Here is a 13,830-nt window from a genome sequence, read left to right on the forward strand (position 1 = left end):
TCTGACTAAACAGCAAGTTCCGCAGGAATTGGCGCAGCGCAGGCCGACGACGATCGTGATTATGATCGTCTTTCCTTCGCAAGGGCCGCCTTCTGCGCCGAACGAATGCGCAAGCCAAAGGCTTCAGCGTCGTTCGAGACAAGGGGCAGCGAATGGATCGCCCGTGGCGCATGGCGCGGCAATGGCGGTTTGGGTCGGGGAACGCCCGAGGGAGGTCGAAGGGTCGGAAACGGAGAGAGATCGGCATGGCAACTATCAGTTTGACGATCACAGTCCGTGACGAATACGTCCGCTCCACACCCCTCATCGCCAACCAGCTGGCCCAGCGGGGCCTTCAGGTCGAACATGTCGCAGCCCCCATCGGCTCGATCTTCGGCAGTGCCGACGATGTGGCAAGGGGAACCTTCGAAACTGTCGAAGGTGTTCAGGACGTTCGTGAGAGCCTCGGCCTGCAGGACGACGCCGCCACAAGGCGCGAGAGCTACGGCCTCCATCTGCCGATCGTCGATCGCAAGGCGCTAATGGAAAGCTCTTTGACGAGCGGGTCCGTGGCGGACGAAGGCAAGGACGAGAACCATTAGGGTCGAGTTCGATCGGATTGAAACCCTTCCTCAGTCTCATCCAACATTATAGGATCTTCGGAAGCGACAGACATGGCGGCCCATGCTTGGCCCGAGGACTATTGTCACAGAAAAGCTCCGTCTTACGGTGACGGTCGAGCGGGATATGAAGGACTCGACCGCCGAACTCGCCAGGGCCCTTGAAAGTCAAGGTTTCGAGGTGAGCCGGGTTTCGCGGCGGGCGGGCGCGATCTTTGGAAACGCGGATGCCGACCGGCTCGACGATCTGCGATCGGTCAGCGAAATCCATGAAATTCGGCCCGAACGCAGCTTCGCCCTGCCCCCTTTATCGGAGAAAATCCCGCAATAGAGACGATTTTGCTCCTAATGCCGCTGTCCCATCGCGCTGTCCTTTCAACGGGCTGGCTCGACCCGTCGCGCTCTTCGAAAATCGATTTCGATTTTCAAAGCGATCCGGTACATCCGATTTCATGGAATGGCACGAGGAAGCGATCGTTCTCGGCGTTCGGCGCCATGGGGAGACGAGCGTCATCGCAGAACTGATGACCCGCACGCGGGGCCGGCATCTTGGCCTTGTGCGCGGCGGGCGTTCGCGGCGCATGCAGCCGGTTCTCCAGCCCGGCAATCTCGTCGCGGCCCACTGGCGCGCTAGGCTCGACGAGCATATGGGCACCTATGTGCTCGAACCGCTGCTCTCACGGGCCGGCCGGTTGATGGAGACCCCGCTCGCCCTGTCCGGCGTCCAGCTCGCCGCCGCCCATATCCGTCTTCTGCCCGAGCGCGATCCCCATCCGCAACTCTTCGACGGCCTGACCGTCCTTCTGGACCATTTGTCGGACGAAACCTCGGCGGGCGAATTGATGCTGCGCTTCGAATTGAAGCTTCTGGAGGAGCTCGGCTTCGGTCTCGATCTTCTGGCCTGCGCGGCGACCGGCCAGGCGCATGACCTTGTCTACGTGTCGCCGAAAAGCGGGCGGGCGGTGAGCCGGGAGGCCGGGGCGCCCTGGGCCGATAAGCTTCTTGCCCTGCCCGCCTTTCTCGCCGGAACCAACGAGGCGGCCGATGCCGCCGCCATCGAATCCGGCTTTCGCCTGACCCGTTATTTTCTCGCCCGCCACGTTTACGAGCCGCGCGGTCTCGACGAGCCCTTGATGCGGTCGAGTTTCATCACGGCTGTCGCCCGAAGCCTGCCCAATCGGGCTCAGGGGTCGTGAGACCTCATTCGGCCGGCACGAGCCGAGCGGCGGGCGCCTCGCGGATCGGCCAATGGACCAGAGCGGCGACGAGGCCGAGCGCGACGCCGAGCCACCAGACGCCGTCATAGGACCCGGTCGTCGCGCGCAGAACGCCGCCCAGCCAGACGCCGAGAAATGAACCGACCTGGTGGGACAAGAAGACGAGACCGCCGAGAAGGCCGAGATATTTCGTGCCGAACATGATGGCGACGAGGGCGTTGGTCGGCGGCACGGTCGACAGCCACAGCACGCCCATGACGAGGGAAAAGACGACGACGCTCGCCGGCGTCATCGCCACGAGAAGAAACACCGTCACCGCGATCGACCGGCCGATATAGATCAGCGCCAGGAAGATCGGCTTGGAATAGCGCTGCCCGATCAGGCCCGAAGCGATCGAGCCGATGATGTTGAAGAAACCGATCAGCGCCATGGCCGTCACCGCCCAGACCGGCGCGATGCCCTTGTCGGCGAGATAGGCCGGGAAATGGGCAGTGATAAAGGCGACCTGGAAACCGCAGACGAAGAAGCCGGCGGTGAGCAACATATAGCTGCGGGTTGCGAAGGCCTCGCGCAGAGCCTCGCCCATCGATTGCTCGACGACGGCCGTGGTCAGGGCTCCGGTTCGCGGTGCGCCCTTCAGCGCGATGGCCAGAAGCGGGACGAACAGCATGGTCGCGGCCATGACGAAGAGCGCGTCGACCCAGCCATAGCTCGCGATCAGCGCCTGGCTGAAGGGGGCGAAGACGAACATGCCGGCCGAGCCCGCCGCCGTGCCGAGACCGAAGACGAAGGAGCGGCGCTCGGCGCTGACCCGCCGGGCAAAGGCGGCAAGCACGATGCCGAAGGAGCCAGCCGCAATGCCGAGACCGACCAGAACGCCTTGGCCGAGAATGAGAAGAAGCGGATCGGTCGCGACCGCCGTCAAGGCGAGGCCCGAGGCATAGAGAAGCCCAGAGAGAAGAAGCACCCGCGCCGTGCCGTATCGGTCCGCGATCGCGCCGAAGATCGGCTGGCCCGCACCCCAGAGGAGGTTCTGGACGGCGATGGCAAGGGCGAAATCCTCCCGGCTCCAACCGCGATCGGCAAGCATCGGGATCTGAAAGAAGCCGATCGCCGAGCGCGGCCCGAAGGTGAGCAGCGCGATCAGACAGCCGCAAACGATCGCTAGAACGGTCGCGACATCGGTTTCGGAATGTGGTCGGGTGGGCGCAGTCATCGTCCGTCATCCCCATGAGCCCAGCAAGCCAGAAGCCTGCCCTCGATCGAGGCGCAGTTGGCGGCCGGTATAGGCGTTGAAGTGGATGAACGGTGAAACGGTCAGGCGCGTCCGTTCGATATCGGTTGGATATCAATCTTAATTCGGGTTCTCGAATCGGGCAAGGCGCGATGGTCGAACGAAGCGCAGGCATCAGACCGTGGTCGGTCTCAGCGCTGTGCCCAAGACATTCAGACTTCACACTCACAGTACACGACAGTTGCGTCGAACGGCATACATCGTGGGCTCGGATTTTGAGATGAAGGGCGTTCGCTTTCATCGCGCTCGTCATGCTCGGGCTCCGTCCCGAGCATCCAGTGCGCCGATGAAGCCACTCCTTTTTCAGGCGTTTCTGGATTCTCGGCACGGTGGCCGAGAATGACGAAGCCTCAAGGGTAGCGGCTTTACGATCGAGTCGCCCCCTGCGCTCGATCTGAGTGTCGTGTACCCCGCATCTCACTAACCCTTAGAGCCGTCACGGAGCCCCACGGCAACACAGCTCAAAGGAAGGCAAATGGTCCGGCATGCGGATCCAGGACAGGACCGTAGAAGTCCTGATCTATCCCGACTGTGAGACCCGTGGAGCGCCTGGCTCAAAAGCCCAAGGCATTCCCCATTAAAATCCGCCCCGTGCCCTGGCTCTTGCCATCCTGGAACCATTCGAGCTGGTCGCCATCGATCTCGGCTTGATAGCAGCCGAAATCCGTATCGGGATAGCAGACGCCGTCATTCTCGATCGTATAGCGACCGCTTCCCGATGCGTCGCGATAGGTGCCGTCTTCGGCGAAATAGCTGGAATACTGGCCGCCGCCCATGCCGCCCTGAAAGCTGTTGCCGACCAAGGCTTCGCGGATCTCGTCGCCGGAGGACGCCGCAAGGGCGGGCGCGCCCGCGACAAGGGCGAGGACGAGGGTTGCGGATGCGATCTTCATGGCGATCTCCCATTCGGTTCACGGCGAAACAAAGGCCCGATATCCTATCGAGTCCAATCGTTCATGTGCGAGAGATATCGCGTGACATGCGAAAGGCGATGCCTTGGCCGAATGGGACGCGTCAGGCCGTGACGCGCTTGCCGGCGGCCTTGGTGAATTTCTTTATGACCATTTCGCGCTTCAGCTTCGACAGATAGTCGATGAAGAGGACGCCGTTCAAATGGTCGATCTCGTGCTGAAGGCAGGTGGCGAGCAGCCCGTCGGCAGTCTCTTCATGCGTCTCGCCATCAAGGCCGAGATAGCGGACCGTGACGCTTGCCGGCCGTTCGACCTCGGCGAAATAGTCCGGGATCGACAGGCAGCCTTCCTCATAGACGCTGCGCTCCTCCGACCGGGAGACGATCTCGGGATTGAGATAGACGCGGGGCGCCTTCTCGTCCTCCTCCTTGGACAGATCGATCGTCAGCATGCGCAAGGGCTCGCCGACCTGGATCGCCGCAAGGCCGATGCCGGGCGCCTCATACATGGTCTCCAGCATGTCGTCGGCAAAACGCTTCAGATCGTCGTCGACGCGCTCCACCGGTTTTGAGTGGAGGCGAAGGACGGGATCGGGAAGGATGATGAGTGGCTTGATCGTCATGGTCTGCTAGTCAGGGTGCTCGGGGAAACCGTCAAGCGGCTGCGGGGCCGCCTCCCCTTCGACGGGCGCGGAGCATGCCTATGCTTATCGTTGCTCTAGCCTCGGAGCCCCGCGCCGGTCAATCGGAACGGGGCGGGCGCGTCTTCTTCGAAGCTTGAACACAGGGCTTATTCGCCGATGCCACGCTTTCTTCTCGTTCACGGCGCCTGGCACGGGTCATGGTGCATGGAGCGGCTCGCCGACGCGCTTCGTGCTCGAGGGCACAGGGCCGAGGCGCTCGACTTGCCTGGCCGAACCGATGTCGAAACCGAGGCGTCGCTTCAAGGCGATCGGGATCATGTGGCGGACAGGGTCTTGGCGGCGGGCGAGCCTGCGATCGTCGTCGGTCATTCCCTCGCCGGTCTGATCCTGCCCATGCTTGCAAAGCCATGCGGGACCAGGCTTGCCGGCCTCGTCTATCTCTGCGCCTATCGTCCGCGCCCTGGCGAGAGCGCCACGTCCATCGAGACAGGGTTCGGCGGCGCCGTGATGAAGCCCTATTTTCAAAAAGCGCATGATGGCGCCGCGATCGCCTTGTCGCCTGGCGCAGCGTCTCTTCTTTTTCACGACGTATCGGACGATCTGGCACAGAACGCCTTCGCGCGGCTGACGCCGCAGCCCAAGCGCCTCTTTCTCGACCCGGCAACTTACGACGAGAGCGATCTCGACGGCGTCCGGCAACTCTATTGTCTGTGCAGGGACGACCGCGTCATCTCGGCCGCGCGCCAGCGGGCGATGGCCTCGGCCCGTCCCGCGATCGAGACGAGCGAGATCGCAGCCGGCCATTCCCCATTTCTTTCGCAACCCGAAGCGTTGTCTCGCACGTTGAGCGACTGGTCGAAGCAAGCCTTCGCAAGGGAATCAAGACGGTGAGGAAAACCCTAACGGATGTGACAGTGACGTAACGTCGGAAACGCTTTCCGACTTTCACCGGTGATCCCTGCATCCCTTTCGAATCACAGCCTTGCAGCAGAACGGCGGCGCAGCATGACGCCTTGATTGCCGATGAGCGCTGATAAACCTTGAATTTTCAGGGGATTTGGTGTAGGGTCGCAACACTGTCGGGCGCTGTCGCAAAACGGCACTGCATCTGGCGCTCACGGATCATGCCGCATGGACGCTTCCCCTATCGATGACGGCCGCAAGCTTGCAAGGCAAGCTCGCTTCGTCATGCGACCGTCTCAGCGAGACCATGCGTCCTGGCACCTTAGAGCCGCGAGGCGCCCCGACCGACGGCCCGTCCGATCATCGGCGAGTCGATATCCAACCGGCGGCATGAAGGCCGTCGCCCGTGTCTAGCGGCTGTCGTGGCCCGGCACAACAGGGAGTTTGAAAAGCGTATGAGCAGCCAGAAAAAGGCACCCGGCAACAAGGGTTTCAAGACCGGCGAGAGCATCGTCTATCCCGCTCACGGTGTCGGGCAGATCGTCGCGATCGAGGAACAGGAAGTGGCGGGCATGAAGCTCGAACTCTTCGTCATCGACTTCGAGAAGGACAAGATGCGCCTGAAGGTCCCGGTGGCCAAGGCAACCTCCGTCGGCATGCGGAAGCTGTCGGAGACGGATTTCGTCGAGCGTGCGCTGAAGGTCGTGCAGGGACGCGCGCGCGTCAAGAAGACCATGTGGAGCCGCAGGGCCCAGGAATACGATGCCAAGATCAATTCCGGCGACCTGATTCAGATCGCCGAGGTCGTTCGCGATCTCTATCGGGCCGAGAGCCAGCCCGAGCAGTCCTATTCGGAGCGCCAGCTCTATGAGGCCGCCCTCGGCCGCATGGCTCGTGAGCTCGCCGCGGTGAACGAGGTTTCGGAGACCGAGGCCGTCCAGCTCATCGAAGTCAACCTTAACAAGGGACCCAAGCGCGGCCCCAAGGCCGAGGATGGCGAAGGCGACGACGAGACCTCCGAGGCGGACAACGATTCCGACGAGACGAGCCAGGACGAGGCTGCCTGAGGGCGTTCGCATCGTGATGACCGGGATGGCACCACATGGCTGCCGAACGATCCCATCAGACTTTCAAAACCGGCCCCGAAACGGGCCGGTTTTTTCATGGGCAAATACGCTCAGAGCATCAGAGGACGCATTGGCATCGCCAGATGTTCACGATTCTCTCGACGGCGCGCCGGATGGCAAAACGACTGGCCGGTCGCGTTTTGCTCGCCGCTCAAACCCGACCAAGCCAAGAGCGCGCTTGCCTCCACGCCCGCCTTCATGCCACTGTCACGGGGCGGGTCTAGTGATGCGACGGTTCGTCGAGTGCTTTTCCACACGGACGCCTTTTCAGACGCGAACGGTTTGAGCCTGAAACCGATAATTCCGTGTCAGAAAAACAAGCGCTTAGCTTGCCCCCGACTCCCACTCCTCTACATTTCGTAAAAAACTTTGCCCTCGCGGGAACGTTCTCCCGCTGGTCTGCGTTAACGCAGCATCGAACCGTTGTGCCTTGCGGCATGGCGGGACGGATGTCCCAGCCACAAACGCTCGACCGGAGGGTTAGCATGAAATCTCAGTCCGCTCGCCGTACGATGATCCGCGCTGCCATGGCCGCGCCTTACCTGGAGCGCGAAGAAGAATACGAGCTTGCGGTGCGCTGGAAGGAAGAGAAGGACCAGCAGGCCCTTCACAAGATCACCTCCGCCCATATGCGCCTCGTCATTTCGATGGCCTCGAAATTCCGCCATTTCGGCCTGCCGATGAACGATCTGATCCAGGAAGGTCATGTGGGCCTCCTGGAAGCGGCGGCCCGCTTCGAGCCGGAACGCGAAGTTCGCTTCTCCACCTATGCCACCTGGTGGATCAGAGCCTCCATCCAGGACTATATCCTTCGCAACTGGTCGATCGTGCGCGGCGGCACGTCCTCGGCCCAGAAAGCCCTCTTCTTCAATCTGCGCCGGCTTCGTGCTCGCCTCAGCCAGGGCTCCGAGCCGATCTCCGGCAGCGCCATGTATCGCGAGATCGCGACAGCCCTGAATGTCTCGGAAGGCGATGTCGCCTTGATGGATTCGCGTCTCTCCGGTCCCGATTCCTCCCTCAACGCGCCTCTTCTCGACGACGAGTCCGGCAGCGCCGACCGCCAGGACTTCCTCGTCGCCGACGATCCGCTTCCCGACGAGACGGTCTCCACCTCGATCGACGACGAGCGCCGCGTCACCTGGCTGACCAATGCGCTGGAAGTTCTGTCCGAGCGCGAATTGAAGATCATCCGCGAGCGCCGTCTGCAGGACGAGGGCGCCACCCTTGAAGCCCTCGGCACCAAGCTCGGCATTTCCAAGGAACGTGTCCGCCAGATCGAGACCCGCGCCATGGAAAAACTCCGGGCGGCTCTTCTCGAGACGAATGCCGACCGCTCGGCCTACGTCGCCTGATCGATCCATCTTAAGCGATGTCTGACGCTAAGCGGAGGACAATCGTTCGACGTCCCCTCCAGGGCGCATCAGAAAGCGCGATGCCGACGAGCCGCCTCATGGCTTCCCGGCCTCGCGCTTTTTTCGTTCAGGGTCCCGGGAAAGGGCGGATTTCTCGCTGTTCACCGATCCCGCTCAGCGATAAAGCGCGCGGCGGCGATCAGCACCTCGGCCCGATCGCCAAAGGGGGCGAGCACCCCTTCGGCCTCCGCCACCAGCTCCGCAAGGCGCCTGCGTGTCCATTCGATGCCGAAAAGCGCCGGCAAAGTCTTCTTGCCGCGTGCGCGATCCTTGCCAGCTGCCTTGCCGAGCTGGCTCGCATCGGCAGTTTCGTCCAAAAGATCGTCAGCCAACTGGAAGGCGAGACCGATGATCTCGCCGAAGCGGCGAAGCCTGTGGCGTTCATCAGCGCCTGCATTCCCAGCGATCGCCCCTGCCTCGCAGGCAAAGGCGATCAGGGCGCCGGTCTTCAGCGCCTGCATGCGGGCGATCTCGGCCTCGGAGAGTTCAGTACTTTCGGCGGCAAGATCCAGCGCTTGCCCGCCGGCCATGCCCGCAGCCCCAGCATCGCGCGCCAAGAGCAAGGCGATCTCGACCCGCGCCTCGGCTGGCAGCGCCCGCTCCCCGGCGACGAGGGCAAAGGCGAGCGTCAAGAGACTGTCACCGGCCAGAATCGCCGTCGCCTCGTCATAGGCTTTATGAACGGTCGGCTGGCCACGCCGCAGGTCGTCGTCGTCCATGGCCGGCAGATCGTCATGAACGAGCGAATAGCAGTGGATCGCCTCGAGTGCCGTTGCGCAATTGAGGACGTCGTCCTCCGTCAAGCCGAAAAGGGCCGCGCTCTCAATGAGAAGGAAGGGCCGAAGCCGCTTGCCGCCACCTAGCGCGCCGTGGCGCATCGCCTGAAGAAGGCGATCCGGCGCCCCGGCGAGTGCGCCCTCATCTCCCGAAAGATGGTCGCCGAGACGGGCCTCGATACGGGCAGCGACAGCGGCAAGGCGGCTTTCGAACATGGACGATCTCCAAGCAGGCTCCCGAATCCTTTCGGGCGGGATTCGCGAGCCTGATAGCATAAGGAAGGCTGCGCGGGCGCAGCGGGCCGATGGTTTCGTGGCGCGATGGACGGGCGCGGCCGCAGGGCCCTTTGCCTATCGCGCCGCGCGCCGCGCTTCTTGCAGGGTTCGGCCCGCTCTGCCACAGGTCATGGAGAAGGGAGCGGATCGGCGCTGCCGATACCCAAAGGGCGCCGCTGAGAGCCGGAGGGGATCGAGGCGGCCGGCATCCGAAGCGATCGAGGCCGACCGGACGCCATGCTGCGCAAGATCATCGTCACCATTCTCGCCGGGCTACTCATTCTCGCGGCGATCCCGGCCGTCCTGACGCCGATCTATGCGCTGCCCTTCATCAATCCAGTCTCGACGCTGATGCTGCGCGACCACTTCACCTTCCGCCCCTACCTGCGCGACTGGGTGCCCCTCGACGAGGTGGCGCCGGTCCTGCGCTATTCGGTTCTGATGTCCGAGGACGGCCAATATTGTCGCCATCACGGGGTCGATTGGGGGGAGATGCGGGCTGTGGTCGACCAGTTCATGGAGGGAGAGGAGACGCGCGGCGCCTCGACCATCACCATGCAGACGGCCAAGAATCTCTTTCTGTGGAATGGCCGGTCCTATCTGCGCAAGGCTCTGGAACTGCCGCTCGCCATCTATCTCGACCTCGTCCTGTCGAAACGGCGGCTCTTCGAGATCTATCTCAACATCGTGGAGTGGGACACCGGCGTCTACGGGATCGAGGCGGCGAGCCAGCATTATTTCGGCCGCCCCGCTTCCGAACTGACGGCCCGCCAGGCCGCGCTTCTGGCCGTGACCCTGCCCAATCCGGACGATCGCAATCCGGCCAATCCAACGCGGCGCCAGGCCCGTCTCGCCGACAGGGTTCAGCGCCTCGCCGCCCAGTCGGGCGACTATGTGGGCTGTGTGAAGCCGCAAGAATAAGGGCTGATCACCCCCGCCGCCGATCGCTCGCACCCTAGCGCTGATCCGACCCTCTCATTTAACCTTCTGGCCCTCGCGAATCACGCGGGCCTTTCGCGCTTGCGAAAAATCCTGTATAGGCCGGGCCGACCATTAAAGAGAGCCGAATGCAGCCGGGCGCCCGAGAGGCGTGGATCGGCTGTCTTTGCACGTTTCCGGTGACCATCCTTATGAAGCTTCGCAACATCGCGATCATCGCGCACGTTGACCATGGCAAGACGACCCTCGTCGACAAGCTCCTCGCCCAATCGGGCACCTTCCGCGAGAACCAGCGCACCGAAGAGCGCGCCATGGACTCCAACGACCTGGAAAAGGAGCGTGGCATCACGATCCTAGCCAAGGCCACCTCGGTCGAGTGGAACGACACGCGCATCAACATCGTCGACACGCCGGGCCACGCCGATTTCGGTGGTGAGGTCGAGCGTATCCTGAACATGGTGGACGGCGCGGTCATTCTCGTCGATGCGGCCGAAGGCCCGATGCCGCAGACGAAGTTTGTGCTTGGCAAAGCGCTGAAGGTCGGCCTGAAGCCTATCGTCGTCATCAACAAGATCGACCGTCAGGACGAGCGCCATCAGGCGGTTCTCGACGAGATCTTCGACCTCTTCGTCGCGCTCGACGCCAATGAAGAGCAGCTCGACTTCCCCGTCCTTTACGGCTCGGGCCGCAATGGCTGGGTGGCCAAAGAGCCCAATGGCTCCCAGGACGACGGTCTGACGCCGCTCTTCGAGCTGATCGTCAACCATGTGCCGGCGCCCGACACGGCGGGCAAGGACGAGCCGTTCAAAATGATCGGCACCATCCTCGAGGCCAATCCGTTCCTTGGCCGCCTCATCACCGGCCGCATCCAGGCCGGCTCCATCAAGCCGAACCAGGCGGTCAAGGTGCTGAACCGCGACGGCAAGCAACTGGAAGCCGGTCGTATCTCCAAGATTCTCGCCTTCCGTGGCCTCGAGCGCGTGCCGGTCGATTTCGCCGAAGCCGGCGACATCGTGGCGATCGCCGGCCTTCAGAAGGGCACCGTCGCCGACACCTTCTGCGATCCGGCCGTCAGCGAGCCGCTCAACGCCCAGCCGATCGATCCGCCGACCGTGACGATGAGCTTCATCGTCAACGATTCCCCGCTTGCCGGCACCGAGGGCGACAAGGTGACGAGCCGCGTCATCCGCGACCGCCTGATGAAGGAGGCCGAGGGCAATGTGGCGCTGCAGATCCAGGAAGCCGAGGACAAGGACTCGTTCTACGTGTCCGGCCGTGGTGAGCTGCAGCTCGCCGTCCTGATCGAGACCATGCGCCGCGAGGGCTTCGAGCTCGGCATTTCGCGTCCGCGCGTCGTCATGAAGGAAGGCGAGAATGGCGAGCTTCTGGAGCCGATCGAAGAGGTCGTCATCGACGTCGACGAGGAGCATTCCGGCGTCGTCGTCCAGAAGATGAGCGAGCGCAAGGCCGAGATGATCGAGCTGCGCCCGTCCGGCGGCGATCGCCAGCGCCTCGTCTTCCACGCCCCCACCCGTGGCCTCATCGGCTATCAGTCGGAGCTTCTGACCGATACGCGCGGCACGGCGATCATGAACCGCCTCTTCCACTCCTATCAGCCCTTCAAGGGCGAGCTCGCGGGCCGCAACAACGGCGTCCTGATCTCGTCGGAAGACGGCGAGAGCGTCGCTTACGCGATGTTCAATCTGGAGGATCGCGGCCCCATGATCATCGATGCCGGCGTGAAGGTCTATGCCGGGATGATCATCGGCATCCACACCCGCGAAAACGACCTGGAAGTGAACGTTCTGAAGGGCAAGAAGCTGACCAATATGCGCGCTTCCGGCAAGGACGAGGCCGTCAAGCTGACCCCGCCGGTCCGCATGACGCTCGATCGCGCGCTGTCCTGGATCCAGGACGACGAACTCGTCGAGGTCACGCCGAAGAACATTCGCCTGCGCAAGCTCTATCTCGACCCCCATGAGCGCAAGCGCTTCGAGAAGAGCCGCAAGGCCGCCTGAGGCTCAAGCGTCCATCGCGGCACCATCCGATCCCCTCTCCCAACCTCTCGGGAGGGGGGATTTTTTATGGCCGGACGCATGGGGCTATGGCGCATGGATCTCGATCGGATCGTCTCCGATCCTCACGCGCCCGAGTGCAACCCTCAGCGCATTAGTCCATGCTTATCCGACGGATCACGAACCCAGACATTTCGTCATTCTCGGGGCCCCGACCCTAAGAGATTCGCACATCGTCTCGCTGGAGGTTAAGAGCCGGGCATGGACGCTTCGGCTTCTCCCCCGTGGGGAGAAGTGCCGGCAGGCGATGAGGGTTAGTCCGAAACGTTCAGCGAAAAAGCGCCAATCGGCGATATCCTGAATATCGCTGAAGATACGCCCCTCACCCCGGCGGCAGCGGCTCGGAGGCAACGGCGCTTTTCTTGGCGAGTTGGCGTTCGCGGAAGAAGATGAAGAGGCCCGAGCCGACGATGATCGCCGCGCCGATCAGCATGGTCGGCTGCGGCACGTCGCCGAAGACGAGATAGCCGAACAGCGCCGCCCAGACGAGCATCGTATATTGCAAGGGCGCGATCTGTGCCGCATCGCCAAGCTTGAAGGCTCGCGTCACGCACATATGGGCAAACATCGCGGTGATCCCGAGAACGGCGAAGAGACCGATATCGAGGGCAGGTGGCGTCACCCAGCCGAAAGGCATCAGGACAAGCCCGGCAAGCAGCGCGCCGACGCTCTGCCAGAAGACGAGAACGAGATCGGGCGTGCCGCGCAGAGAGCGCGCCGTCAGCATCATCAACGCGAAGGTGAGGCTGCCGGCCACCGCGATCAGCGCCGGACCGGTCAAGCTCGCGGATGAGGGGCGCAGCACGACGATCACCCCGACGAAACCGATGAGAATCGCCGTCCAGCGCCGGGCACCCACCTTCTCGCCCAGAAAGAGCGGCGAGAGCGCCGCCACATAGATCGGAGCCGCCAGCCAGAACGCCATCGTATCGGCCAATGGCAGATAGGCGACCGCGCCATAGAAGGCGACGACCTCCAATGTCGCGAAGATTGCCCGCAAGGCCTGCAGACCGGGGCGATCGACAGCGATGACCCGCCGATAGCCCCCGCTCTTCAAGAGCACGATCACGACGAGAAGCGCAGCCGCCGAGCGCATGAAAAGGACTTGGCCGATCGAATAGGTCGAGACCAGCCATTTGCCGAGCGTATCGTTCGCCATGAAGAGAAAGATGCCGAAAAGCATCATGGCGATGCCGAGGCTCGCATGGGTCGCGCTGTCGGCGGACCCGGTGCTCATCGTCTTGGTGCTCAACGCCGTTGCCGTCCCTTAAATCTTGCTACCAACTGCCCGAGATGCTGACGCACCGGGCCGCGGTAACGTTCGAGCGTCCTGTGGGCCAATACCGACGGCCATCGGTCAGAACCGGAAGCCATAGGTATGATCCTGAACGATCGCCTCGCAGGTCGCTCTCCATTCCGCAAGATCGCAGCCGCCATTCAAAGCCTGGACCGACCGGATATCATCCCCTCTCCATTTTGTGATCGGGCAAGGGCCCCTGTCCGGGCCTGTCTCCGGCATCCTGTGAAAATACGCCGCGCCCTTCAATCTCGCAAAGAATGGTTCTTCCGTTTACGTAAGATGTCATATAGGTAAGATGAACTTTGCCGCCTGTGGGCTGGAAATGGGGCAATCAGCCCTACATCTGCTCGCGACAGAC

At 62.8% G+C, this 13,830-nt stretch carries 13 protein-coding genes; 8 read left to right on the top strand and 5 right to left on the bottom strand.

Going from position 1 to position 13,830, the window contains the following annotated elements; translation table 11 throughout:
- Window positions 1–245 precede the first annotated feature (245 nt).
- From B9A15_RS12390 to recO, 3 genes are all read left to right on the top strand, one after another.
- The gene (locus B9A15_RS12390) at window positions 246–581 is read left to right on the top strand and encodes a hypothetical protein (RefSeq protein ID WP_084410390.1); all 336 of its coding nucleotides are present in this window, start codon (window positions 246–248) and stop codon (window positions 579–581) included.
- A 145-nt stretch (window positions 582–726) separates the two neighbouring features.
- Entirely contained in the window at window positions 727–930 is a 204-nt protein-coding gene (locus B9A15_RS12395; protein ID WP_139798362.1) for a hypothetical protein, read from the top strand.
- A gap of 121 nt (window positions 931–1,051) precedes the next feature.
- Complete coding sequence (gene recO, locus B9A15_RS12400) at window positions 1,052–1,795, top strand: DNA repair protein RecO (RefSeq protein WP_084410392.1); 744 nt, start codon at window positions 1,052–1,054, stop codon at window positions 1,793–1,795.
- 4 nt (window positions 1,796–1,799) lie between these two features.
- Here the strand turns inward: recO and B9A15_RS12405 are convergent, their stop codons facing one another.
- The 3 genes from B9A15_RS12405 to def all read right to left on the bottom strand — a co-directional run bounded on the left by B9A15_RS12405 (window position 1,800) and on the right by def (window position 4,643).
- The gene (locus tag B9A15_RS12405) at window positions 1,800–3,032 is read right to left on the bottom strand and encodes an MFS transporter (RefSeq protein ID WP_084410393.1); all 1,233 of its coding nucleotides are present in this window, start codon (window positions 3,030–3,032) and stop codon (window positions 1,800–1,802) included.
- Window positions 3,033–3,664: 632 nt separating this feature from the next.
- Window positions 3,665–4,003 (bottom strand): hypothetical protein, encoded by a 339-nt coding sequence (locus B9A15_RS12410; RefSeq protein WP_084410394.1) that lies wholly within the window; start codon window positions 4,001–4,003, stop codon window positions 3,665–3,667.
- 121 nt (window positions 4,004–4,124) lie between these two features.
- Window positions 4,125–4,643 (bottom strand): peptide deformylase, encoded by a 519-nt coding sequence (gene def / locus B9A15_RS12415; protein ID WP_084410395.1) that lies wholly within the window; start codon window positions 4,641–4,643, stop codon window positions 4,125–4,127.
- Between the two features lie 177 nt (window positions 4,644–4,820).
- On the opposite strand from def, the gene B9A15_RS12420 reads away from it, so the two are divergent.
- From B9A15_RS12420 to B9A15_RS12430, 3 genes are all read left to right on the top strand, one after another.
- Window positions 4,821–5,555 (top strand): alpha/beta fold hydrolase, encoded by a 735-nt coding sequence (locus B9A15_RS12420; RefSeq protein WP_084410396.1) that lies wholly within the window; start codon window positions 4,821–4,823, stop codon window positions 5,553–5,555.
- Window positions 5,556–6,022: 467 nt separating this feature from the next.
- Entirely contained in the window at window positions 6,023–6,634 is a 612-nt protein-coding gene (locus B9A15_RS12425; RefSeq protein WP_084410397.1) for a CarD family transcriptional regulator, read from the top strand.
- Window positions 6,635–7,179: 545 nt separating this feature from the next.
- Window positions 7,180–8,046: an RNA polymerase factor sigma-32 gene (locus B9A15_RS12430; protein WP_084410398.1), complete on the top strand. Its 867-nt coding sequence runs from the start codon at window positions 7,180–7,182 to the stop codon at window positions 8,044–8,046.
- 161 nt (window positions 8,047–8,207) lie between these two features.
- Here B9A15_RS12430 and B9A15_RS12435 read toward each other — a convergent pair whose 3' ends face one another.
- Entirely contained in the window at window positions 8,208–9,098 is an 891-nt protein-coding gene (locus tag B9A15_RS12435; RefSeq protein ID WP_139798363.1) for a polyprenyl synthetase family protein, read from the bottom strand.
- 297 nt (window positions 9,099–9,395) lie between these two features.
- Between B9A15_RS12435 and B9A15_RS12440 the strand changes: the two genes are divergently transcribed.
- Together B9A15_RS12440 and typA are read left to right on the top strand one after the other, a co-directional pair.
- Window positions 9,396–10,079 (top strand): transglycosylase domain-containing protein, encoded by a 684-nt coding sequence (locus B9A15_RS12440; protein WP_084410400.1) that lies wholly within the window; start codon window positions 9,396–9,398, stop codon window positions 10,077–10,079.
- Window positions 10,080–10,288: 209 nt separating this feature from the next.
- Entirely contained in the window at window positions 10,289–12,115 is a 1,827-nt protein-coding gene (gene typA, locus B9A15_RS12445; RefSeq protein ID WP_084410401.1) for a translational GTPase TypA, read from the top strand.
- Window positions 12,116–12,494: 379 nt separating this feature from the next.
- Here typA and B9A15_RS12450 read toward each other — a convergent pair whose 3' ends face one another.
- Window positions 12,495–13,409 (bottom strand): DMT family transporter, encoded by a 915-nt coding sequence (locus B9A15_RS12450; protein WP_084410439.1) that lies wholly within the window; start codon window positions 13,407–13,409, stop codon window positions 12,495–12,497.
- Window positions 13,410–13,830 lie beyond the last annotated feature (421 nt).

The organism is Fulvimarina manganoxydans (genome assembly GCF_900176465.1).
Lineage (GTDB): Bacteria > Pseudomonadota > Alphaproteobacteria > Rhizobiales > Rhizobiaceae > Fulvimarina > Fulvimarina manganoxydans.